We start from the raw sequence: 21,813 nt of genomic DNA, 5'->3' as shown, positions 1-21,813 counted from the left end.
CCGGGAAAGGCCGCCCGCGCCACGCCCGACATATCCCCCCGCGCCGCGCTCATGATTGGCAGGAGAACGGACGCGGGCGGGGCGGGGAGGTTCTAGGCTCGGCGGCGTGGCCATCGGACTGCATCAGCCCATCCTCGACTGGTACGCGGCGAACGCGCGCGATCTCCCGTGGCGGCGGCCCGAGGCGAGCCCCTGGGCCGTCCTGGTCAGCGAGATCATGCTGCAGCAGACGCCCGTCGTCAGGGTCCTCCCGATCTGGGCGGAGTGGATGGCGCGCTGGCCCACGCCCGCCGCGCTCGCGGCCGAGCCGCCCGGCGAGGCCGTGCGCCACTGGGGGCGCCTCGGATACCCGCGGCGCGCCCTGAACCTGCACGCCTGCGCCCGCGCGATCACCACCGACCACGGCGGCGAGGTGCCCTCGGCGTACGAGGAGCTTCGCCGGCTGCCCGGCATCGGCGACTACACCGCCGCCGCGGTGGCGAGCTTCGCGTTCGGGCGCAGCCACGCGGTGCTGGACACCAACGTGCGACGGGTGCTGGCGCGGGCCGTACGCGGCGAGGAGTACCCGCCCACGGCGACCACCGCCGCCGAGCGCCGGCTGGCCGAGTCGCTGATCCCGGCCGTGGACGCCCCCCGGTGGGCCGTCGCCGTCATGGAGCTCGGCGCGCTGGTCTGCACGGCCCGCGCCCCGCGCTGCGCCGACTGCCCCGTGGCGGCGCGCTGCGCCTGGCGCCTCGCGGGCCGGCCGGCCTACCAGGGCCCGGAGCGGCGGGGACAGACCTACACCGGGACGGACCGCCAGTGCCGCGGCCGCCTGCTGGCGGTGCTCAGAGACGCCCACGGCCCCGTGCCGAAGGCCGCGCTCGACGCCGTCTGGGACGACGCCGTCCAACGCGAACGGGCCCTGGACGGCCTGGTCACCGACGGCCTGGCCGAACCGCTCCCCGACGACACCTACCGCCTGCCGGCCTGAGGCGATCGGCCCGCGGGAACAAGGCTCCCGCGGGTGCCGGCGTCCGGGCGCCGGAGGGTCAGGCGGCGAGTTTCAGGCCCAGGGCGGTGAGGTTGCGGCGGGTCCAGTCCAGTTCGTCGGCGAGGGTGGCCACCAGGGCCGCGGGGCCCTTGTCCTTGGCGGGGACGGCCAGACCGTGCGCCTCGACCTCGATGTGGGCGCCGCCGCTGCCGGGACCGGCCAGGATCGTGGCCAGGGTGTTCTCCAGGATGGACTCGGTGCCGGGCGCCTCGCCGGTGTGGTTGTGGACGTGGCCGAGCTTGACCACGGTCGCCCCGGCGGCGGCCACGCCGCGCAGCGCCGCGCCCGGCTCCTCGACGCCGCAGGTCAGGTGGCAGGCGTCCAGGCAGACGCCCAGGTACTCGGAGTCGATGCCGCACACCCGCCGCACCACCTGTTCGGTGGTCTCCAGCACGCATCCCGGCCAGGGCTGGAAGCCCACCCTGATGGTCTTGCCGGTGACGCTGTGCAGGCCGCGCAGCTCGCGGGAGAGGCGGTCCAGGCGACGGGAGGCGATGGCGTGCAGGTCGGCGGGCCAGTCGCGCCGCCACCCGATGGGAATGGTGGAGATGCTGCCGAACCTGACGTCCTCCGGCAGCAGGAAGGCGAGGATCTTCGCCAGGGCCATCGTGTACCGGTAGCGCTCGGGCTTGGCCCAGTCGGGGCCCGGGCTGTCCTGGCCCATGCCCCGGCCGCCCGCGCCGTTGAGGCTCACGACCTCGAGCCCGCGCTCCTCCAGGGAGCGGCGCAGCCGGACCAGCTCGATCCGGTCGGCGGTGAGATGGTCGGCGACGGCGGGGGCCAGCCACAGGCCGATGCCGAGCCGCTCGACGCCGAGGCGCCGGCGCACCGGGACGGCGTAGCGGGTCAGGTGCGCGATGAGGTTCTCCAGGTCCTCCGCGGGGTGCACGCCCGCGTTGTAGGACACGTGAACGAGCGTGCCGTCCTCATGACACAGACGCATGTGGGTGCCTCCCAGACGTACTACTCTTTGCGGCCCCCGGGGCTCCGCGCGGGACTCGGGCCCGCGCGGCGGAGGTCTCTTTCTGCCGGGAATCCGGCCTGGCCCGCCCGAGTCTGTCCGGCACGGGCCGGCGGGCGCGTCCGCCCGGCAGGTGATCCGCCGCTACGACAGCGGGTGGATCCCGGTGAGCCGCACCGTACTGAGTGGATCTTGTGAACCACTTGGTCGAGACTTGGCCTGATTCGCTCTACGGAGTGTAGTACTACCTTCGGTGGTGTCATAGCGAATCACACCAAAGTGATCTCATGAAATACGAAAGACCCCTCGTGAGTGGTGCTCACGAGGGGTCTTTCGCGAGTCTCGGATCCCTGCGGGAGGGACTCGGGACGTCCCTACGGGCGCGTGCGGTCCGCCGGACCGGCCGAGGCCCCGGCGCGGCTGCTCGCGGGCGCGGCGTCGGCGATGGCCGCCGCCGAGTCCGGGATCTCCGGCTGGGCCTTCTGCTCACCGGTGAAGGTGAACGTCGCGGCCTCGCCCTCGCCCTGGATCGCGATCTTCACGATCTGGCCCGGGCGGAGGTCGCCGTACAGGATCTTCTCCGACAGGGCGTCCTCCAGCTCGCGCTGGATGGTGCGGCGCAGCGGCCGCGCGCCGAGGACGGGGTCGTAGCCACGGTCGGCCAGCAGCTGCTTGGCCTCCTGCGTGAGCTCCAGGCCCATGTCGCGGTCCTTCAGCCGGGCGTCCACCTGGGCGAGCATCAGATCGACGATCTGGATGATCTCGTTCGGCGTGAGCTGGTGGAAGACCACGGTGTCGTCGACGCGGTTCAGGAACTCGGGCCGGAAGTGCTGCTTGAGCTCTTCCTGGACCTTGGCCTTCATGCGGTCGTAGTTGCCCTCGACGTCGTTCGTCTTCGCGAACCCGACCCCGATGCCCTTGGAGATGTCCCGGGTTCCGAGGTTGGTCGTCATGATGATGACGGTGTTCTTGAAGTCGACGACGCGGCCCTGGGCGTCGGTCAGGCGACCGTCCTCCAGGATCTGGAGCAGCGAGTTGAAGATGTCCGGGTGGGCCTTCTCGATCTCGTCGAACAGGACCACGGAGAACGGCTTGCGTCGGACCTTCTCGGTGAGCTGACCGCCCTCTTCGTACCCGACGTAGCCGGGCGGGGAGCCGAACAGCCGCGAGACGGTGTGCTTCTCCATGAACTCGGACATGTCCAGCATGATCAGAGCGTCCTCGTCGCCGAAGAGGAACTCGGCGAGCGCCTTGGACAGCTCCGTCTTCCCGACGCCCGAGGGGCCGGCGAAGATGAACGAGCCACCCGGCCTGCGGGGGTCCTTCAGACCCGCGCGGGTGCGGCGGATCGCCCGGGACAGACCCTTGATGGCGTCGTCCTGGCCGATGATGCGCTTGTGGAGCTCGTCCTCCATGCGGAGCAGCCGCTGGGACTCCTCCTCGGTGAGCTTGAAGACCGGGATGCCGGTGGCCGTGGCGAGGACCTCGGCGATGAGCTCCTCGGTGACCTCGGCGACGACGTCCATGTCGCCGGCCTTCCACTCCTTCTCGCGCCGGTCGCGCTTGAGCTGGAGCTGCTTCTCCTGGTCGCGGAGGGCCGCGGCCTTCTCGAAGTCCTGCGCGTCGATCGCGGACTCCTTGTCGCGGCGCACCTGGGCGATCTTCTCGTCGAACTCGCGCAGGTCCGGCGGGGCGGTCATGCGGCGGATGCGCATGCGCGAGCCGGCCTCGTCGATGAGGTCGATCGCCTTGTCCGGCAGGAACCGGTCGCTGATGTAGCGGTCGGCCAGCTGGGCGGCGGCGACAAGGGCGGCGTCGGTGATCGTCACGCGGTGGTGGGCCTCGTAACGGTCGCGCAGACCCTTGAGAATCTCGATCGTGTGGCTCAGCGAGGGCTCGGCGACCTGGATCGGCTGGAAGCGGCGCTCAAGGGCGGCGTCCTTCTCCAGGTGCTTGCGGTACTCGTCGAGCGTGGTGGCGCCGATGGTCTGGAGCTCGCCGCGGGCCAGCATCGGCTTGAGGATGCTGGCGGCGTCGATCGCGCCCTCGGCGGCGCCCGCGCCGACCAGCGTGTGCAGCTCGTCGATGAACAGGATGATGTCGCCGCGGGTGCGGATCTCCTTGAGGACCTTCTTCAGGCGCTCTTCGAAGTCACCGCGGTAACGCGAGCCGGCCACCAGCGCGCCGAGGTCGAGGGTGTAGAGCTGCTTGTCCTTCAGGGTCTCGGGCACCTCGCCCTTGACGATCTTCTGGGACAGCCCCTCCACCACGGCCGTCTTGCCGACGCCGGGCTCTCCGACCAGAACGGGGTTGTTCTTGGTCCTGCGGGACAGGACCTGCATGACCCGCTCGATCTCCTTGTCACGCCCGATCACCGGATCAAGCTTGCCCTCACGGGCGGCCTGGGTCAGGTTGCGGCCAAACTGGTCCAGCACAAGCGAGGTCGACGGAGCGGACTCCTGGGGACCCCCCGCGGCCGCGGGCTCCTTGCCCTGATAGCCGTGGAGCAACTGGATGACCTGCTGACGAACCCGGTTGAGATCGGCGCCGAGCTTCACCAGCACCTGAGCGGCAACGCCCTCGCCCTCACGGATGAGGCCGAGGAGGATGTGCTCCGTGCCGATGTAGTTGTGGCCCAGCTGCAGGGCTTCGCGGAGCGACAGCTCAAGGACCTTCTTGGCGCGCGGGGTGAAGGGGATGTGCCCCGACGGCGCAGACTGGCCCTGGCCGATGATCTCCTCGACCTGCTGACGCACACCTTCAAGACTGATGCCGAGGCTCTCAAGAGCCTTGGCGGCAACGCCTTCGCCCTCATGGATCAAGCCAAGAAGAATGTGCTCAGTGCCGATGTAGTTGTGGTTGAGCATCCGAGCCTCTTCTTGGGCCAGGACGACAACCCGCCGTGCGCGGTCAGTGAACCTTTCGAACATCTCGTCGCTCCTCACAGAGCGGTCAGGCTGCTCGGGATATCCGGGCCCGCCGCATCCGCATGCTAGCCCCGACCGGTGACCGCTCTATACACCAGACGTTCCCCGAGAGCAGGGCGTTCACGCTCCATCCAACTACTGTTGGGGGGCTACGTGTTCCCACTACGCCGGAAGCGAACGACGTTTAACACCACGGATATCCGTGGACCCCTGGAGCACGTGCCGGACGATCACTCTCAGGTAAACGCGATCATGCGGCCATGGCGGTGATTGGCCGTCACCGCCACAGCCGACTGATCGCAAACACCGTCAGTGTGCCGCTTCGTACTGCTCCACCACGGAGGAGGCAATACGGCCGCGCTCACTCACGGAGATGCCGTGGGCCTTGGCCCAGGCCCGGATCTCCGAACTCTTTTCCCTCGAAGGCCGCTGCCCGCCGCCACGCTTACGGCCCCGTGCCGGTGCGGCCTCGGCCTTACGGGCACCGGACACGAAAGCGGACAGCGCGTCGCGCAGCTTCTTGGCGTTGTCGTCGCTCAGGTCTATCTCGTAGGCGGAGCCATCAATCGCGAAGGAGACAGTCTGATTGGCCTCGCCGCCATCGAGGTCGTCGATGAGTATCTTCTGGATCTGCGTGGCCATCTGGCAATCCTTTCGCAGAGCATTGTTCGATTCGCCAGCTAAACATATACCCACAAACCCTTGTTGACAATTCAAGAGCCGTGTCGATTGAAGGGAAGGCGGACCGGGCCCCCACGGGGTCAGCCGGAAGGCTCGGACTTCTCCTGAGGTTCCGCCGCCTCCCGCCGGCCCGCGCCTTCGGAACGCATCAGCTTGACGACGGCTGCGATGACCACCGCAGCGACCACGCCGGGCGGTATCAAGGCGGACAATACATCGCTCATTGATCCTCGCTCCACGCGGGGGGCGGGCATTCACCTGTCCCCTACGCTAATTGTCACACGGTGCCCCGTGGTCCTGTACCACGGTCGCCTGATCGGGGAGTCAGGATCCGACTCTATCCCCACAGGAGGTCAGGGCAGGTTGCGGGGCGGCGCCCAAAGCCCTCCGAAGGACCGTTCCAGGGCTTTCCCGATCTCGTCAGCCGTCTTACCGGATGTCCGCGTAATGACGATCCCCTGAAAACAGGGACGCGGCGCCCGCGGTACGCCCGCCCACGCCGAAAATGCCGATCCCATCGGGCCTCCATGACGACAACGGCGCCCGCGGGCGTACCGCGCGGCACCGGAGGCGGTGGCTTGTCCGTTCTTTAGCACCACGACCGCGTGGGCGAAGTGAGACCGGCCATCCGGGCATGGGAATGTGGCGGAGAAGCGCCGCCACGCGGAAGTCGGCGGGGTGCTTCGCGGCGCCGCGGAATCGTGCGGGCGCCGCCGCCGATCCCGGCAAGACGGATCTTCATCACCTTCTTCCCCGAGCCGGGCGGCCCGTGGAATGCGACGCATAGTCGTAGGCGGTATACGCGCCGAACGCATTGGCGCCGTCGCGGGACGCGCGGGCGCGATCGGTTCCGCCTTTGCCGGCGGGGGAATCGCGGGAGAGAAGTAAGGCCGGCGGGCGTCAGGGCCGGCTGCGGGAGGGCACGAACCTTCCTTGGAACCCTTGGAAGCCTTGGGACCCTTGCAACATGGTCCCGGACGGGCCGCGCGGCGAGCCGCCGCGCCTTTGCGCTACGGAGGCGGGCGGCGTGGCGACACCCGCGGGAGGGGAAACGGGCCTTCGGGTACGGGGATGGCCGCACGAGAAGCCCTGAGGGGCTCCGTGCGCCTCTTGAGGGGATAAGGGCGGCATGTTGGGGTGACCGGCCGGCGGGGACGGTTCTGCGGTCATCTCATCGCCTTTCGCGGCAAGCGAAGGTGGTTCTGGTTCGTGCAAGGTCCTATCGCACATACAGGTCTGTCCGTTACCGATTCGCCAAGCTCGGCATCACGATTCGGGGACGACGGCCGTACCCCGCGCTCCGGCGGCACTGCCCCGAAGGTCTCCGGACATGCGTCGGGGCCGGAGGACGCGCCTCCGGCCCCGGACGTGACCCGCTTGCCGGGCCTTACTTGACCTTGATGACGATCGTGTTCGCGACCTTGTCGTGCAGGCACTGCTGCAGCGGCTTGTCCCAGAACTGCCACAGGACGTTCACGAGGGCGAAGATGCTGGCGAGCCAGCCGACGACGGGGATCCACCGGATGAGCTGCGGGCCCATCATGACGACCGCCCGCTTGCCGACGACGTCGGTGGCGAGCCGCGAGTCCACCGCGCCGCCGACCGGGACGACCTTGATGCCCATGGCGATCTTGCCGAGCGTCTGGCCGCGCTGCTTCAGCATGAGGAACTCGTACGCCACGTAGGCGACGCCGATGAGGAGCGCGCTCACCAGGGAGGCGACGAACACGCCGCTCTCCACGACCGAGAGGCCCGTGGAGGGATCCATCGACGCGCTGGTGACCAGGATCGCGGTGACGATGGCGCTGAGGATGAACGTGGGGATCGCCAGGATCACGCCGTCGATGAGGCGGGCGACGAGCCGCTGCCACCACTCGGCCAGAGGAGCCGGCGCGCCCGGGGGAACCGCGCCCGCCACGCCGTAAGGCTGCTGGTAGCCGCCGGGGGTCTGCGGGTACCCCGCCTGACCGTACCCCGGGGCGGAGTAGCCGGGCTGCTGGCCGTAACCGGGCTGGGCGTACTGCGCCTGCTGGCCGTAACCCTGCTCGCCGTAACCCTGCTGCCCGTACTGGCCCTGCTGCCCGTAATCCTGGCCCTGCTGGCCGTACTGGGACTGCTGGCCGTAACCCTGCTGACCCTGCTGGCCTTGCTGACCCTGCTGCCCGTACTGGGACTGCTGGCCATAGCCCTGCTCGCCATAACTCTGCTGCCCGTACTGGGCCTGCTGCCCGTAATCCTGGCCCTGCTGGCCGTACTGGGACTGCTGGCCGTAACCCTGCTGACCCTGCTGGCCTTGCTGACCCTGCTGCCCGTACTGGGACTGCTGGCCATAGCCCTGCTGCTGGCCGTATCCCTGGTCGCCGTAGCCCTGCTGGCCGGACTGACCGTACGACGCCTGCTGCTGGTCATAACCCTGCTGGTCATAGCCCTGCTGGCCGTAGCCCGAGCTCGCCTGGGACTGGCCGTACCCCTGCTGCCCGTAACCCTGCTGCTGGCCGTACTGCTGGCCAGAGCCCTGCTGCTGGCCGTATCCCTGGTCGCCATAGCCCTGCTGGCCCTGGCCGTACTGCGACTGCCCGTAGCCCTGCTGGCCATAGGACTGCTGGCCGTACTGGTTGGACTGGCTGGACTGGTTGGGGTGTTCCGATGTCGGCTGGGGACGGTGGACGACCGTCACCTCCGGATCGGCGCCGGGGAGCGACCGATCTGCGTTGTGCTGCCCATACGGGGAGCCGGAGGACGCGTTGCCCCCCGGCTCATCGCGTGGGTACGGCGGCTGTCCGGTGCTCACCGTGTCACCTCACTTCGGCTTCGCATGCGACATATGTCAGACACGCATGCTGTGGTGTTGCCCAACGTAGCGACAGCGGCATCAACAGTCACCTTTCCATCAGGTCACCACGCTGGTCAGAGCGTGGGACCAAATGGAGAAGCATGCGCGTGTTGCCGAGGGTGTTGGGCTTGACATGTTCAAGATCGAGAAATTCGGCTACGCCCTCATCGTAGGAGTCGAGCAACTCGGCGTACACCTCAGGAGAGACCGGAGTGCCCTGGATCGGGATGAACCCATGCTTGGCGAAGAAATCCACCTCGAAGGTCAGGCAGAACACCCGCCGCAAGCCGAGTTCGCGCGCCCCCTCGATGAGCGCGGAGACGATCATATGCCCGATGCCCAGGCCGCGGCAGGAGTCGTCGACCGCGACGGTGCGGATCTCGGCGAGATCCTCCCAGAGGACGTGGAGGGCGCCGCAGCCCACCACCACGCCGTCCCGCTCGGCCACCCAGAACTCCTGGACGTCCTCATAAAGGGTGACGGTCGACTTGCGCAGCAGACGGGGGCCGTCGCCGGAATAGGCGTCGACCAGACGCCTGATCCGCCGGACGTCGGGCGTGCGGGCGCGTCGCACCACGAGCGTGCCGCCGGACGGCACGAACTCCACGACCTGCTCCATGAAGCGCCAGCGTATCCGGCCCGGCGAGCGGCCCGCCTGCCGTGCCGTCCCACAGCCGCGCATAACGGGCCGTCCGAAACCGGGGGCGTGTGCGCACGCGGGTGACCCCAGGTGAGGTTGCGCACACTTGGTGCCCATGGGATCCACCTGGGCATCGTTTGAGGTTCCGCACAGTCGCCCACCTGCGGGCGCCGACGCCAAGACACGGCCGAAGAGCCGTAAACGCACGGTAAAGTGGGTCGGTCAGCCGTCCGGGCGTGATCGTCCTGTGACGGCTCAGTTGTGAAAGCTCAACAGAATCCGCAGTTCTGGTTGAGCAGGAACCCGCGCTGCACTAGTGTCCAGCGTCGATGCCGGTCATCGCCCCCGCGGTGGCCGCGCCGCCTAATCCCGGCCGCGTCCCCGTGCGGCAGGGAGCCGGGGACCCAACCGGCGCGCGGGCCGAGCCCACGCGAGCCGTCGTTCCTGGGGTGAATCCGAGAGGGAGGCATGGAGGTTCTCCATGATCGCGAACTCGGTAGGGCTGCTCCGGCCCGAACCCGTCAGCTAACCCGGTAAGCGGCCGAGGAGAGGAGCTTGTTGGTGCAGCCTAGGCGCACGCCTGGAAAGAGCGCGGGCAGGCACGCCCGCCCCCGCGAACACACGACGCGTGCCCGGCTCGCCGGCGCGATGCCCCGGCGGCTGACACGCCGCATCGCGCTCATCGCCACCGCCCTGACGGTGCTCACCTTCGGCACCCCGCTCGTGGCGGCCACCGCCGAGCCCAAGCCGAGCCTCAGCCAGCTCAAGAAGCAGGTCGAGGACCTGTACGACCAGATCGAGTCGCTCACCGAGCAGTACAACGGCCAGAAGGAGCGGCTCAAGCAGGCCCAGCGCTCGGCGGACCTGGCCAAGAAGACGCTCACCAAGAGCCAGACCGACCTCGAGGAGAAGCGCCGCAGGGCGGGCCTGCTCGCCCAGGACGCCTACATGACGGGCGGGGTGGGCTCCTCCCTGGCGCTGGCCATGTCCGGCGATCCTGACGGCTATCTGGACCGCGCGGCGACCACCTACGCCCTGCAGATGCAGCAGGGTGAGGAGGTCGCGCAGATCACCAAGGCCATGGAGATCGCCGAGCGTGCGAAGGCGAGCGCCAAGGCGCGCGAGGTCGAGGTCAAGAAGCTGGTCACCAGCCTGTCCACCCAGCGCGACAAGATCCGCGGGCTGATCGCCAAGACCGAGAGCTCGCTGTTCAAGCGCGCCCTCGCGCAGACCGGTCAGTCGGGCGGCAGGGCGACCCGCATCGACATCCCGATCCCGGGGACCGGCAAGGCCGCCGAGGCCACCAAGTGGGCGCTGACCCAGCAGCTCAGGCCGTACGTCTGGGGCGCCGCGGGCCCGAGCACCTTCGACTGCTCCGGCCTGGTGATGTGGGCCTACCAGAAGGTGGGCATCAGCCTGCCGCACTACACCGGCGACCAGTGGACCGCGGGCACCCACGTCTCGCGCGAGGATATGCGCCCGGGTGACCTGGTCTTCTTCTACAGCGACCTGCACCACGTCGGCATCTACATCGGAGGCGGCATGATGGTGCACGCCCCGCGCACAGGTGACGTGGTGAGGGTCGCCCCGCTCGGCAACCGTCCGTTCGCCGGGGCCGTGCGCATCGCCGACTGACACGGCGACGGCGCGGGAAGTGGCGGGCGGGCCGGGGGCGCCGGGGGCTAGATCAGCCGCCGGCGCGCCGCCCAGGCCACGGCCTCGATGGCGGTGGCCACGCCGATGCGGTCGCAGATGCCCCGGAGGCGGCGCCGGACCGTCCTGCCGCTCACGTCCAGCCGCCGGCCGACACGGTCGACGGTGACGCCCTTGGCCAGTTCGGCGAGCAAGAGAAGATCATCATCGCTCAATCCCACGCCGTCTGATCCCGGGTGAATGTCATTCCCTCGGGAAACCAGATCCGGATACGCCATCGGGTGTCCTCCCCCACGACGAACTCGGCAACATACTCGAATGCTTCTAGCCCGCCCGTCAGGAACGGTAAACGCCACGTTCAAAGGTCGTCAAGCACCGGCCCCGCATAGTCGTTACCACCACGATTGACATACCAGTGCATATGTGAACTACTCATGACATGTTCGCGAACCCATAGCCGGAGGTCGACCCGCAAAACGATCTTGGACGGCACCGGCGCCGGGACGCGGCGAGGGCCCCGCGGCGCTGGTCCGTGGCAGGTCGGCGGGCAGGACACGCCGGATCACCCCACGCCGGGCATATAAGATCAACGCCTCTCCAGCCATAATTCCGCGTGAAATCACAGGTCCTTTCCCACCTTTTTCGGCTGGACACGGAGGCGTGCGCGCGGTGTCACGGGGGTCATTCCCCTCTGGGTCACCGGCGGCGTAATCGGCCCGCGACCCTGGGGCGCGGCTTCGATATCGATCTCCACCAGGCGGCCGATCATCACGCGCACGTCATCGGCGCGCCGCGAACGGGCGGGTCTTCGTTATCGGCGCGCGACCGACCGAAAGCATCGTCGACGCGTCGAATCCCGGGAGGCACGGCGCCCCGGGCCGGGGCGCCCGGCCGGAACGTCAGTTGGTGTTGCGGTTGTAGATCAGCCGCAGGCCGATGAGCGTCAGCCACGGCTCGTGGACGTCGATCGAGCGGGCCTCGTCCACGACCGGCGAGGCGAGCGACCCGGTGGCCACCACCGTGACGTCGTCGGGGTCGGTGGCCAGCTCGGGGGCCATGCGCTCGACGATGCCGTCCACCTGGCCGGCGAAGCCGTAGATGATGCCGGCCTGCAGGGCCTCGACGGTGTTCTTGGCGATCACCGAGCGGGGGCGCACCAGTTCCACCTTGTGCAGCTGCGCGCCCGCCGCGGCCAGGGCGTCCACGGAGATGTCGATCCCGGGGGCGGTGACGGACCCGACGTACTCGCCCTTGGCCGAAACCGCGTCGAAGGACGTCGCGGTGCCGAAGTCGACGATCACGCAGGGCCCGCCGTAGAGGGTGATGGCGGCGAGCGCGTTGACGATGCGGTCGCTGCCGACCTCCTTGGGGTTGTCCATGCGCACGGGGACCCCGGTGCGCACGCCCGGCTCGACGATGACGGCGTTCACGTCGCCGTAATAACGCCGGCACATCTCGCGCATCTCGTTGAGCACGGACGGGACGGTGGAGCAGATGGCGATGCCGCTGATGTCGGCGCCCTTGAGCAGGGGGCTCTGGCCGAGCAGCCCCTGCAGGACGACCGCGATCTCGTCGGCGGTGCGCCGCGCGTCGGTGGCGAGGCGCCAGTGCTCGATGACCTCTTCACCCTCGAAGAGTCCCAGCACGGTGTGGGTGTTGCCGACGTCGATCGTGAGCAGCATCAAGCCCCCCGAAGGTCCAGAGCGAGGTCGAGCGCGGGGGCGGAGTGGGTCAGAGCCCCCACGGCTAGGTAGTCAACACCGGTTTCCGCCACTTCACGCGCGGATTCCAGCGTGAGACCGCCGCTGGCCTCCAGGCGCGCCCTGCCGTCCACCAGGCGTACGGCCAGCGCCAGGTCCTCGACGGTGAAGTTGTCCAACAGGATCTCCTCCGCCCCTTCCGCCAGCACGGGTTCGAGTTGGTCGATCCGGTCGATCTCCACCTCGATCGGCAGTCCGGGGTACGCCTGCCGTACCGCGCGGAACGCCTCGGCGACCCCACCCGCCGCCACCACGTGATTGTCCTTGATCAAGGCCGCGTCCGAAAGGGACATTCTGTGGTTGGTCCCGCCGCCGCACCTGACGGCGTACTTCTCCAGGGCGCGCAGCCCCGCGATGGTCTTGCGGGTGTCCCGCACGCGGGCCTTGGCGCCGTTCACGGCCCGCACCCAGCGGTGGGTCAGCGTGGCGATCCCCGACAGGTGGGTGAGCAGGTTGAGCGCGGTGCGCTCGGCGGTCAGCAGGTCGCGGGCCGGGCCGGTGACCGTCATCAGCACGTCGCCGCGCGCCACCCGCTCGCCGTCCTTGACGTGACGCTCGGCGCTCAGCCGTCCCGAGGAGGCGGCGGCGAACACCGCCTCGGCGACGGGCAGGCCGGCCACCACGCCGTCGGCGCGGGCCACGACGTCGGCGACGGCCGTCCTGCCGGCGGGGACGGTGGCGATCGTGGTGACGTCGCCCTCCTCCGCGAGGTCCTCGGCGAGTGCGGCGGCGACCACCGCGGCCACCGCCTCGGGGTCGAGGCCCGCCAGCGCCAGGTCGGCCTCCAGGTTCTCGCCGAGCGCGCTCGCCGCCCTGCCGTCGTCGTGCCGCCGGTAGGTCATGGTCAGTCCTTCCTCGCCCAGGGTCAGGTCCAGGTGCCCGAGCCATCGGGCGTCGTCTCGCTCGGGGAAATCCTCGCGCCAGTGGGAGCCGCGGGTCTCCTGGCGGGCGCCGGCCGCCGCGACGAGCGCGGTGGCCACGGTGAGCAGGTTGGTGGCCTCCCAGGCCTCCATGCAGGGTTCCACGGCCACCGGGGTCCAGCGGGCGTCCAGCAGGCCCCTGGCGACCTCCGACAGGCTCTCGGCGCCGCGCAGGACGCTCGCGCCCGCGCTCATCCGGCCCTGGACGCGCGCCCGCGCCCGGGGGTCGACGAGCCCGGAGGGGCGGCCGTCGTCCACCGGCTCGCCGGGGGTCCACCGGGTGGCGGCGAGGTCGGCGGCGATGCGCTCGGCGAAGACCAGGCCCTCCAGCAGGGAGTTGGAGGCGAGGCGGTTGGCCCCGTGCACGCCCGTGCAGGCGACCTCGCCGCAGGCGTACAGGCCGGGGACGCTGGTGCGGCCGCGGGGGTCGGTGAGGACGCCGCCGCTGGCGTAGTGGGCGGCGGGCGCGACGGGGATCGGCTCGTGGACCGGGTCGATGCCGTGCTCGCGGCACACGGCGTAGATGGTGGGGAAGCGGGTGCGCCACATCTCCTCGCCGAAGTGCCGCGCGTCGAGGTGGACGTGCTCCGCGCCGGTCTCCAGCATCCTGCGCATGATCGCCTTGGCGACGACGTCGCGGGGCGCGAGTTCGGCGAGTTCGTGGACGCCGCGCATGAACCGCTCGCCGGCGTCGTCGAGCAGGACCGCGCCCTCCCCGCGCACGGCCTCGGAGACGAGCGGCTGCTGGCCGGTGGCGCCGGGGCCGAGCCACAGCACGGTGGGGTGGAACTGGACGAACTCCAGGTCGCGCACGACCGCCCCGGCGCGCAGGGCGAGCGCCACGCCGTCCCCGGTGGAGACCAGCGGGTTGGTGGTGGCCGCGTAGACCTGGCCCATGCCTCCGGTGGCGAGGACGACGGCGTCCGCGCGCACCGCGCCCACGCCGTCGCGCGCGCCCTCGCCCATGACGTGCAGGGTGATCCCGCAGGCGGCGCCGGCGGCGTCCTTGAGCAGGTCGAGGACCAGGGCGTGCTCGATGATCTCGATACGGCCCGTGGCGCGCACGGCCTCGATCAGGGCGCGCTGGACCTCGGCGCCGGTGGCGTCCCCGCCGGCGTGGACGATGCGGTTGCGGTGGTGCCCGCCCTCCCGGGTGAGCTGGAGGTCGCCGGCGGGGTCCCTGTCGAAGCGGGCGCCGTGCGCCATGAGCCGCCGCAGCGCGGGCGGCCCCTCGGTGACCAGAGTACGGACGGCGGGCAGGTCGCACAGGCCGGCGCCGGCGACGAGCGTGTCGCCGAGGTGCTCCTCCGGGGAGTCCGCCGGGTCGAGCACGGCGGCGATGCCGCCCTGGGCCCAGCGCGTGGATCCGGCGGACAGCACGTCCTTGGTGACCACGAGGACCTTGGCGTCCGGGACGAGCTCGGCGTGGCGCAGGGCCACGGTGAGGCCCGCGACGCCGGACCCGACGACGACGACGTCGGCGCGCGCGGTCCAGCCGGGCGCGGGTGCGGTGAGCCGCCGGGGGATGGGCGGGTGGGACATGGATACTCCCCTCATTTCGTCAAGATGACGATAAACGATGAGGCGAAGGTGGGGCGGAGAGGGGTGGGACGAACGGTGTTGTCGCAGGTGAGAGCCCAAGGTACCCGACCCGCGGCGCCCCCGTTTACGGGGCCAGGGTGAGCACCGCGTTGTCGATCAGGCGGGTGGCGCCGACCCGTCCCGCCACGACGAGCACCGCCTCCCCCTGGTGCCCGTCGCCGACGGCGGCGAACGTCGCGGGATCGACCAGGCTGCAGTAGTCCAGCGCGAGCGGAGGGTCGGCCTCGGCCGCGGCGTCCAGGACGGCGTGCGCGGCGTGCAGGATGTCCTTGGGGCGCCTGTGTGCCGCGCCCTCGCGCAGCGCCGCCGACAGCGACAGGGCGGTGACGCGGTCGGCCTCGGACAGGTAGCGGTTCCGGCTGGACAGGGCCAGCCCGTCGGGCTCGCGCACGGTCGGCGCGCCGACGATCGTGATCGGCAGGTTCAGGTCGGCGACCATGCGGCGGATCAGCGCGAGCTGCTGGGCGTCCTTCCGCCCGAACACGGCGACGTCCGGCGCGACCAGGTTGAAGAGCTTCAGCACGACCGTCAGCACGCCGTCGAAGTGGCCCGGGCGGAACGCGCCCTCCACGATCGTGCCCATCTGGCCGGCCGAGACGCCGACCTGGCGGTCGGGGAGGTACATCTCGCCGGCGGAGGGGGCGAAGACCACGCGCACGCCCTCGGCCGCGCACACCTCCAGGTCGGCGTCGAACGTCCGGGGATAGCGGGCGAGATCCTCGTTCGGCCCGAACTGGAGCGGGTTGACGAAGATGCTCACCGCGACGTGCTCGGCCCGCTCGCGGGCCAGGCGGATCAGCGCGCGATGCCCCTCGTGCAGCGCGCCCATGGTCGGCACCAGGGCGAGGGCGTCCTGGCCACCCGGCCGCGCGGAGGCGCCGTCCTCGCCGATGCCGAGCGCGGCGCGGGCCGCGAGGAGCTCGGAGCGGTCATGCGCGACGATCACGTCCACGCGTCGCCTCCTCGGTACGCGGGCCGGGCGCCGGGCCCGGCCGTCATGTCCACGTGTTGCCGCCGAGGGCGTCGAGCAGCCGCTCGGCCGTCTCGGGTTTGAGCAGCCCGGCCGCGAGCGCGCGGTCGGCGGTGAGCCTGGCGAGGGCGATGTAGGCGTCGGCGGCCTCGGGCGCGGCGACGATCAGCGCGTCCACGTGCTTGCGCACGGTGCCCGCGTCGCCGCGCACGACCGGCCCGGTGAGCCCGGACAGGCCGAGGCGCAGCGCGTTGTCCAGGGCGGCCCCGAGCAGCGGGCCGAGCATGCGGCCCGGGTGCTCCACCCCGATCTTCCTCAGCAGTTCCTGGGACTCGGCTATCAGCGTGACCATGTGGTTGGCGGCCCCCGCCAGGGCCGCGTGGTAGAGCGGGCGGTCCTCGTCGGGGATCCACACCGGCTCGCCGCCCATCTCGATGACCAGGGCCTCGGCGACCGGCCTGAGCGTCTCGGGCGCGGTGACGCCGAACGAGCAGCCCTCGACGCGGCGCAGATCGTCGTCCCTGCCGGTGAACGTCATCACGGGGTGGAGCGCGAAGGGCACCGCGCCCGCGGCCGTCGCGGGGTCGAGCACGCCGAGGCCGTAGGCGCCGCTGGTGTGCACGAGCATCTTGCCGCGCAGGTCGGCGCCTGTCGCGGCGAGGCCGGAGACCAGGCCGGGCAGCACGTCGTCGGGCACGGTGAGCAGCACGAGCTCGGCGTCGCGGATGACGTCGTCCGGCCGGGAGAGAGAGACGCCGAGACGGTCGGCGGCCCGGCGGCCCGAGGCCTCGGAGACCCCGGCCGCCCCCGTCACGTGGTGCCCGGCCTGGGCGAGCGCCGCGCCGAGCACCGAGCCCACCCGCCCGGCGCCGACGACGCCGACCGCGAGGCGCCCCGGGCGGTCGCTTGTCCGCATCACGTTCCCGTTCCCGTTCACGTTCGACGTATCAGCCTCAGACGCCCCAGCGTAACGGGCGCCCCTCCGGTCATCGCCGCCCGGCTCCCCCGGCCGCTCGATCCGCGCCCGGCGTCCTGGTTGGTAACGTCCGATGCCGTGTGGGTGACCTGGCGGGAGGCCTTCCGGCGCGCGCTGTACGGCGCGGACGGGTTCTACATGCGCGAGCGGCCCTCCGGCCACTTCCGCACCTCGGTCGGCGCCTCCCCCGCGTTCGCCGCCGCGGTGCTGCGCCTGCTGACCCGGGTGGACGACGACCTGGGCCGTCCCGACCCGCTCGACCTCGTGGACGTCGGCTCGGGCGACGGCGCGCTCGTGACCGAGGTGCTGCGCGCGTGCGAGCCCGGCCTCGCGCGGCGGCTGCGGGTGACGGCCGTCGATCTGTCCCCGCGCCCCGAGGGGTTGCCCGAGGCCGTCGCCTGGACGCCCGCGCTCCCTGAGGAGATCACCGGGCTGGTGGTGGCGAACGAGTGGCTGGACAACGTGCCGCTCGACGTCGCCGAGCAGACGCCCGAGGGGCCGCGGCTGGTCCTGGTCGATCCCGGGACGGGCGAGGAGCGGCTGGACGGCCCGCCGGAGGAGCCCGACCTGCGGTGGCTGGAGCGCTGGTGGCCGCTCGCCGCGACGGGCCTGCGCGCCGAGATCGGCAGGCCGCGCGACGAGGCGTGGGCCGGGGTGATCTCCCGGCTGTCGCGGGGGGTGGCGGTGGCGGCCGATTATGCACACCCTGTGGATAACCGGCCGCCGTACGGCACGCTGACGGGGTACCGCGACGGGACCTGGGTGCCGCCGATACCCGACGGATCCTGCGATATCACCGCGCACGTGGCGCTGGACGCGTGCGCGGCGGCGGGCGAGCGGGCGGGCGCGATATCCACAACGTTGACCACGCAACGACGCGCGCTGCGCGATCTCGGGGTCACCGGCCGGCGTCCGCCGCTGAGCCTGGCGTCCACCGATCCCGGCGGCTACCTGAGGGCGCTGACGCGGGCGTCCGAGGACGCCGAGCTGATCGACCCGGCGGGCCTCGGCGGCTTCGGCTGGCTCGCCCAGGGCAGGCCGTGAGCCGGCCCAGGGCACACCACCACCGCCCGTCCGGCCATGACGTGAGCCGCGCCTTCGGGGACGCGCGGGTCAGCCCGTGGTGACCTTCAGCGACTCCAGGCCGCGGATCACGAAGTTGGGCTTCCAGGACGGCTCCTCGGCGAGTTCGAGTCCGGGCGCCGCGGCGAGCAGGGCGCCGAACGACTCGATCAGCTCCACCCGGGCCAGCGGCGCGCCCAGGCAGAAGTGGATGCCCGCCCCGAATGAGATGTGCGGATTGTCCGCACGGCCCACGTCCAGCCGCTCCGGGTCGTCGAACACCTCGGGGTCGTGGTTGGCCGAGCCGAACAGCAGGGCCACCTCCACCCCCTTGGGGATGTCCACCCCGCCGATGGTGACGTCCTGGAGCGCCCACCGCTCGAACATCTGCAGCGGGGTGTCGTAGCGCATCAGCTCCTCCACCGCCGTGGGCAGCAGCGAGGGGTCGGCGCGCAGCCGCTCCAGCTCGGCCGGGTTGCGAAACAGCGCCCACCAGCCGTTGGCGGTGACGTTGACCGTGGCCTCGTGCCCGGCGTTCAGCAGCAGCACGCACGTGCCGATGAGCTCTTCCTCGGTCAGCCTGTCCCCTTCGTCGGCGACCTGGGCCAGCGCGCTGATCAGGTCGTCGCCGGGGTCGGCGCGGCGGGCGGCGGCGAGCCCGGACAGGTAGTCCGAGAACTCCGACGCGGCCCGCACCGCGGTGTGCTGGACCTCCACCGAGGGGTTCAGCTCGTACATGCCGCAGATGTCGGCCGACCAGGGGCGCAGCAGGTGGCGGTCGGACTCGGGCACGCCCAGCATCTCGGCAATCACCGTCACCGGCAGCGGCTCGGCCACCTCGCCGATCAGGTCGCCGCCGCCGCGCTCGACGAACGCGGCCACCAGCTCGCGGGCGACGCGCCGTACGCGGGGACGCAGTTCCTCCACCATGCGCGGGGTGAACGCCTTGGAGACGAGGCGGCGCAGCCGGGTGTGGACGGGAGGCTCGACGTCCAGCATGCCGGCGCGGATGACGCGCCAGAACGGCTCCTGGAAGGCGGGCTCGGGCGCGCGGCCGAAGTCCTCGTGCGAGGCCACGTGCAGGTATGAGCGGCCGAGCCTGCGGTCGCGCAGGGCGGCGTTGACGTCGGCGTGCCGGGCCACCAGCCACTGGCCGGTGGGCTCGAAGAAGCTGACCGGCGCGCGGTCGCGAAGCTCGCGGTACACGTCGTAGGGGTGCGCGACGAAGGCGGGGTTCCATGGGTCGAAGTGCACAAAGTCATCGTATGCACCAGATGTCGGGCCGGTGCCCCGCCCGGGAGAACACCTCCCGGGCGGGGCCGGCCGGTCTCAGCGCACCGCGTCCGGTTCCGCGGACTCCTCGGGGCTTTCCCGCGGCTCCACCGGCCGCCGCCCCGCCTTCCTGCGCACCCGGATGTTCAGCAGCTCCACGACCAGCGAGAACGCCATCGCGAAGTAGATGTAGCCCTTGGAGATGTGCTGGTCGAAGCCCTCGGCGATCAGCACGACGCCGATCAGGACGAGGAAGGACAGCGCCAGCATCTTGATGCTCGGGTGCCGCTCGACGAACTCACCGATCGGCCGCGCCGCCACCAGCATCACCAGGACCGCGACGATCACCGCGGCGATCATGACGCCGAGCTCGTCCACCATGCCCACCGCCGTGATCACCGAGTCCAGGGAGAACACGACGTCCAGCAGCATGATCTGCACGATCACCGCGCCGAAGGAGGCCGCCGCCCGCCCGGCTGAGTGGCCGGAAGAGCCCTCCATGCTGTCGCCGATCTCGAACACGCTCTTGCCCAGCAGGAACAGCCCACCGAGGATCAAGATCAGATCTCGCCCGGATATGCCGTGCCCGAAGACCTCGAACAACGGTTCCGTCAGCCGGACGACCCAGGACAGGCCCAGCAGCAGGGCCAGGCGGCTGAGCAGCGCCAGCGAGAGACCCAGCTTGCGCGCCCTGTCCCGCTGCTCGGCGGGGAGCTTCCCCGCCAGGATCGAGATGAAGATGATGTTGTCGATACCGAGAACGATCTCCAGGGCGACCAGGGTCAGGAACCCGATCCAGATCGTGGGGTCGGCGACCCAATCCATGCGAGAACTCCTCCAGCGGTCGCTCCGTGCCCGAATTTCGGTCCGCCCGAGGGCGGACCGTTCCCTGTCCAACGGACGGGGGTTCGCCAGAGTTCGCCCCAATCGCCACCCCTACACCGGGGTGTCAGAGGTTGCGAGGACGGCCGGGGCGTGGGTTATAGTCCCGGTGTAGGTCATGAGTGCCAGCGCCAAGCCCCGGCTCGCTGGCCGGCAACCCTCGCGCTCGCGGCGGGGTGCCCCGGGTGAAGACCAGGTCCGGCACGTGGTGTGCCAGGCAAGCGCGGGCTCCGTCATCTCAACGCCATGACCGGGGGCCCCTGACCCGAGGAGGCCGGCGTTGTCCGTCGTCACCGACCTGACCACCCCTTCCAGCTCGTCCCCCGTTCCCCCCGGCGACTCCGAGTCCCGGCTCGACGCGCGCTCCCGTCCCGGCGTCCCCGCGGTGCTCGGCGACGACCTGGAGGTCCCCGTCAAGGGCGGCAGGCTGGTCCGGTACGCCAACTTCGACTACGCCGCCAGCGCCCCCTGTCTGGAGCCGGTGAGCGCCGCCGTCGCCGCCGCGCTCCCGGCCTACTCCAGCGTGCACCGCGGCGCCGGGTACGCCTCCCAGCTCACCACCGCCCGCTACGAGCAGGCCCGCCACACCGTCCGGGCCTTCGCGGGCGCCCGCCCCGGCGACGCCGTGGTGTTCACCCGCAACACCACCGACGCGACGAACCTGCTGGCCCGGTGCCTGCCCGAGGGCACCACCGTCGTGGTCTTCGAGACCGAGCACCACGCGTCCCTGCTCCCCTGGGCCGACGCCGTGCGCCTCGCGCCGCCCGCCTTCCCCGGCGAGGCCGTCCGCGCGGCCGACGAGGCCCTCGCGGCGATCGACGGGCCCAAGCTGCTCGTCGTGACCGCCGCCTCCAACGTCACCGGCGAGCTGTGGCCGATCGCCGCGCTCGCGCACATCGCGCACCGGCACGGCGCGCGGATCTTCGTGGACGCCGCCCAGCTCGTCCCGCACCGCAGGCTCAACCTGACCGCCCTCGACCTGGACTACGTCGCCTTCTCCGGGCACAAGCTGTACGCCCCGTTCGGCGCGGGCGCGCTGATCGGCCGTGCCGACTGGCTCGCCGCCGCCGACCCGTACCTGCGCGGCGGCGGGGCGTCCAGGAACGTCAACGGAGGCACGGCGGGGGACGCGCCGTTCGCCACCGAGTGGAGCCCCGACGCCGAGCAGCGGCACGAGGCCGGCACCCCGAACGTCCTCGGCGCGGTCGCGCTGGCCGCCGCCTGCGACGCGCTGTCCGCCACCGGCTGGACCTCCCTGATCAAGGAGGAGGAGCGCCTCATCGGCCTGCTGCGCGAGGGGCTCGCGAAGATCGGCGGCGTGCACGAGCTCTCGCTGTGGGGCCCCGGGCACCCGCGCGTCGGCATCGTCTCGTTCGTGGTGGACGGCTGGAGCGCGCGCGAGGTCGCCGAGGCCCTGTCGTCGGAGTACGGCATCGGCGTCCGCGACGGCAGGTTCTGCGCCCACCCCTTCGTCCGCCACCTGCTCGAGGAGGCCGGCCGGCTCGACGAGGGCACGTGCGCGGACGGCACCGCGGGCGCCGTGCGGGCCTCCATCGGCATCGGCACCACCGAGGAGCACGTGCGCCGCCTGGTCGCCGCCCTGTCGGATCTCGTCTCCCGGCGGTGACATGACAGCATGGG

General features: G+C 71.1%; 17 protein-coding genes and 2 riboswitches. Of the genes, 4 read left to right on the top strand and 13 right to left on the bottom strand.

The features are described 5' to 3' along the window. Nucleotides 1-106: 106 nt before the first annotated feature. Nucleotides 107-973: an HhH-GPD family protein gene (locus tag BJ981_RS12400; protein WP_204070397.1), complete on the top strand. Its 867-nt coding sequence runs from the start codon at nt 107-109 to the stop codon at nt 971-973. A 58-nt stretch (nt 974-1,031) separates the two neighbouring features. Here BJ981_RS12400 and BJ981_RS12395 read toward each other — a convergent pair whose 3' ends face one another. The 6 genes from BJ981_RS12395 to BJ981_RS12370 form a co-directional block, all read right to left on the bottom strand. After that, nucleotides 1,032-1,976: a sugar phosphate isomerase/epimerase family protein gene (locus BJ981_RS12395; protein WP_184610963.1), complete on the bottom strand. Its 945-nt coding sequence runs from the start codon at nt 1,974-1,976 to the stop codon at nt 1,032-1,034. Between the two features lie 392 nt (nt 1,977-2,368). Continuing rightward, on the bottom strand, nt 2,369-4,924 hold the full coding sequence (locus tag BJ981_RS12390) for an ATP-dependent Clp protease ATP-binding subunit (protein WP_184610961.1): 2,556 nt from the start codon (nt 4,922-4,924) through the stop codon (nt 2,369-2,371). A 306-nt stretch (nt 4,925-5,230) separates the two neighbouring features. Continuing rightward, nucleotides 5,231-5,563: a histone-like nucleoid-structuring protein Lsr2 gene (locus BJ981_RS12385; RefSeq protein ID WP_184610958.1), complete on the bottom strand. Its 333-nt coding sequence runs from the start codon at nt 5,561-5,563 to the stop codon at nt 5,231-5,233. 119 nt (nt 5,564-5,682) lie between these two features. Further along, nucleotides 5,683-5,826 (bottom strand): hypothetical protein, encoded by a 144-nt coding sequence (locus BJ981_RS12380; RefSeq protein WP_184610956.1) that lies wholly within the window; start codon nt 5,824-5,826, stop codon nt 5,683-5,685. 1,163 nt (nt 5,827-6,989) lie between these two features. After that, complete coding sequence (locus tag BJ981_RS39110) at nt 6,990-8,279, bottom strand: RDD family protein (RefSeq protein WP_184610953.1); 1,290 nt, start codon at nt 8,277-8,279, stop codon at nt 6,990-6,992. Between the two features lie 202 nt (nt 8,280-8,481). Further along, nucleotides 8,482-9,054: an amino-acid N-acetyltransferase gene (locus tag BJ981_RS12370; RefSeq protein ID WP_184610950.1), complete on the bottom strand. Its 573-nt coding sequence runs from the start codon at nt 9,052-9,054 to the stop codon at nt 8,482-8,484. A 382-nt stretch (nt 9,055-9,436) separates the two neighbouring features. Next, a riboswitch (cyclic di-AMP (ydaO/yuaA leader) is annotated at nt 9,437-9,631 on the top strand. A gap of 5 nt (nt 9,632-9,636) precedes the next feature. Here BJ981_RS12370 and BJ981_RS12365 point away from each other — a divergent pair. Then, nucleotides 9,637-10,710 (top strand): C40 family peptidase, encoded by a 1,074-nt coding sequence (locus tag BJ981_RS12365; protein ID WP_184615967.1) that lies wholly within the window; start codon nt 9,637-9,639, stop codon nt 10,708-10,710. A gap of 47 nt (nt 10,711-10,757) precedes the next feature. On the opposite strand, the gene BJ981_RS12360 is transcribed toward BJ981_RS12365, so the two are convergent. From BJ981_RS12360 to BJ981_RS12340, 5 genes are all read right to left on the bottom strand, one after another. Then, nucleotides 10,758-10,922: a helix-turn-helix domain-containing protein gene (locus tag BJ981_RS12360; RefSeq protein WP_307837838.1), complete on the bottom strand. Its 165-nt coding sequence runs from the start codon at nt 10,920-10,922 to the stop codon at nt 10,758-10,760. Between the two features lie 705 nt (nt 10,923-11,627). Continuing rightward, nucleotides 11,628-12,410, bottom strand: a complete 783-nt coding sequence (locus BJ981_RS12355) for a type III pantothenate kinase (RefSeq protein WP_184610945.1) — start codon at nt 12,408-12,410, stop codon at nt 11,628-11,630. Further along, nucleotides 12,410-14,950, bottom strand: a complete 2,541-nt coding sequence (locus tag BJ981_RS12350) for an L-aspartate oxidase (RefSeq protein ID WP_184610943.1) — start codon at nt 14,948-14,950, stop codon at nt 12,410-12,412. The genes BJ981_RS12355 and BJ981_RS12350 overlap by 1 nt, the downstream gene beginning before the upstream one ends. A gap of 124 nt (nt 14,951-15,074) precedes the next feature. Further along, nucleotides 15,075-15,962, bottom strand: a complete 888-nt coding sequence (panC, locus tag BJ981_RS12345) for a pantoate--beta-alanine ligase (protein ID WP_184610941.1) — start codon at nt 15,960-15,962, stop codon at nt 15,075-15,077. A 43-nt stretch (nt 15,963-16,005) separates the two neighbouring features. After that, nucleotides 16,006-16,896, bottom strand: coding sequence for a Rossmann-like and DUF2520 domain-containing protein (locus tag BJ981_RS12340; RefSeq protein WP_184610939.1), 891 nt, complete (start codon nt 16,894-16,896; stop codon nt 16,006-16,008). 144 nt (nt 16,897-17,040) lie between these two features. Here BJ981_RS12340 and BJ981_RS12335 point away from each other — a divergent pair, with 144 nt between their 5' ends. After that, nucleotides 17,041-18,000 (top strand): SAM-dependent methyltransferase, encoded by a 960-nt coding sequence (locus BJ981_RS12335; protein ID WP_307837837.1) that lies wholly within the window; start codon nt 17,041-17,043, stop codon nt 17,998-18,000. A gap of 69 nt (nt 18,001-18,069) precedes the next feature. On the opposite strand, the gene BJ981_RS39105 is transcribed toward BJ981_RS12335, so the two are convergent. Further along, entirely contained in the window at nt 18,070-19,272 is a 1,203-nt protein-coding gene (locus BJ981_RS39105) for a cytochrome P450 (RefSeq protein WP_184610937.1), read from the bottom strand. Nucleotides 19,273-19,347: 75 nt separating this feature from the next. Next, entirely contained in the window at nt 19,348-20,115 is a 768-nt protein-coding gene (locus BJ981_RS12325) for a TerC family protein (RefSeq protein WP_184610935.1), read from the bottom strand. Between the two features lie 171 nt (nt 20,116-20,286). After that, nucleotides 20,287-20,402, top strand: a riboswitch (SAM riboswitch). Nucleotides 20,403-20,557: 155 nt separating this feature from the next. On the opposite strand from BJ981_RS12325, the gene BJ981_RS12320 reads away from it, so the two are divergent. Then, nucleotides 20,558-21,799: an aminotransferase class V-fold PLP-dependent enzyme gene (locus BJ981_RS12320; RefSeq protein WP_239139395.1), complete on the top strand. Its 1,242-nt coding sequence runs from the start codon at nt 20,558-20,560 to the stop codon at nt 21,797-21,799. The last annotated feature ends 14 nt before the right edge of the window (nt 21,800-21,813 follow it).

Origin of the sequence: Sphaerisporangium krabiense (assembly GCF_014200435.1) — a bacterium.
Classification (GTDB): domain Bacteria; phylum Actinomycetota; class Actinomycetes; order Streptosporangiales; family Streptosporangiaceae; genus Sphaerisporangium; species Sphaerisporangium krabiense.
This window is presented reverse-complemented; position numbering and strand designations above follow the sequence as displayed.

What these genes read in the sequence shown, in the direction of transcription:
- BJ981_RS12395 (WP_184610963.1), bottom strand. Translation starts at nt 1,976, where the DNA reads ATGCGTCTGTGTCATGAGGACGGCACGCTCGTTCACGTGTCCTACAAC.
- BJ981_RS12390 (WP_184610961.1), bottom strand. Translation starts at nt 4,924, where the DNA reads ATGTTCGAAAGGTTCACTGACCGCGCACGGCGGGTTGTCGTCCTGGCC.
- BJ981_RS12385 (WP_184610958.1), bottom strand. Translation starts at nt 5,563, where the DNA reads ATGGCCACGCAGATCCAGAAGATACTCATCGACGACCTCGATGGCGGC.
- BJ981_RS12380 (WP_184610956.1), bottom strand. Translation starts at nt 5,826, where the DNA reads ATGAGCGATGTATTGTCCGCCTTGATACCGCCCGGCGTGGTCGCTGCG.
- BJ981_RS12370 (WP_184610950.1), bottom strand. Translation starts at nt 9,054, where the DNA reads ATGGAGCAGGTCGTGGAGTTCGTGCCGTCCGGCGGCACGCTCGTGGTG.
- BJ981_RS12355 (WP_184610945.1), bottom strand. Translation starts at nt 12,410, where the DNA reads ATGCTGCTCACGATCGACGTCGGCAACACCCACACCGTGCTGGGACTC.
- BJ981_RS12350 (WP_184610943.1), bottom strand. Translation starts at nt 14,950, where the DNA reads ATGTCCCACCCGCCCATCCCCCGGCGGCTCACCGCACCCGCGCCCGGC.
- BJ981_RS12340 (WP_184610939.1), bottom strand. Translation starts at nt 16,896, where the DNA reads ATGCGGACAAGCGACCGCCCGGGGCGCCTCGCGGTCGGCGTCGTCGGC.
- BJ981_RS12325 (WP_184610935.1), bottom strand. Translation starts at nt 20,115, where the DNA reads ATGGATTGGGTCGCCGACCCCACGATCTGGATCGGGTTCCTGACCCTG.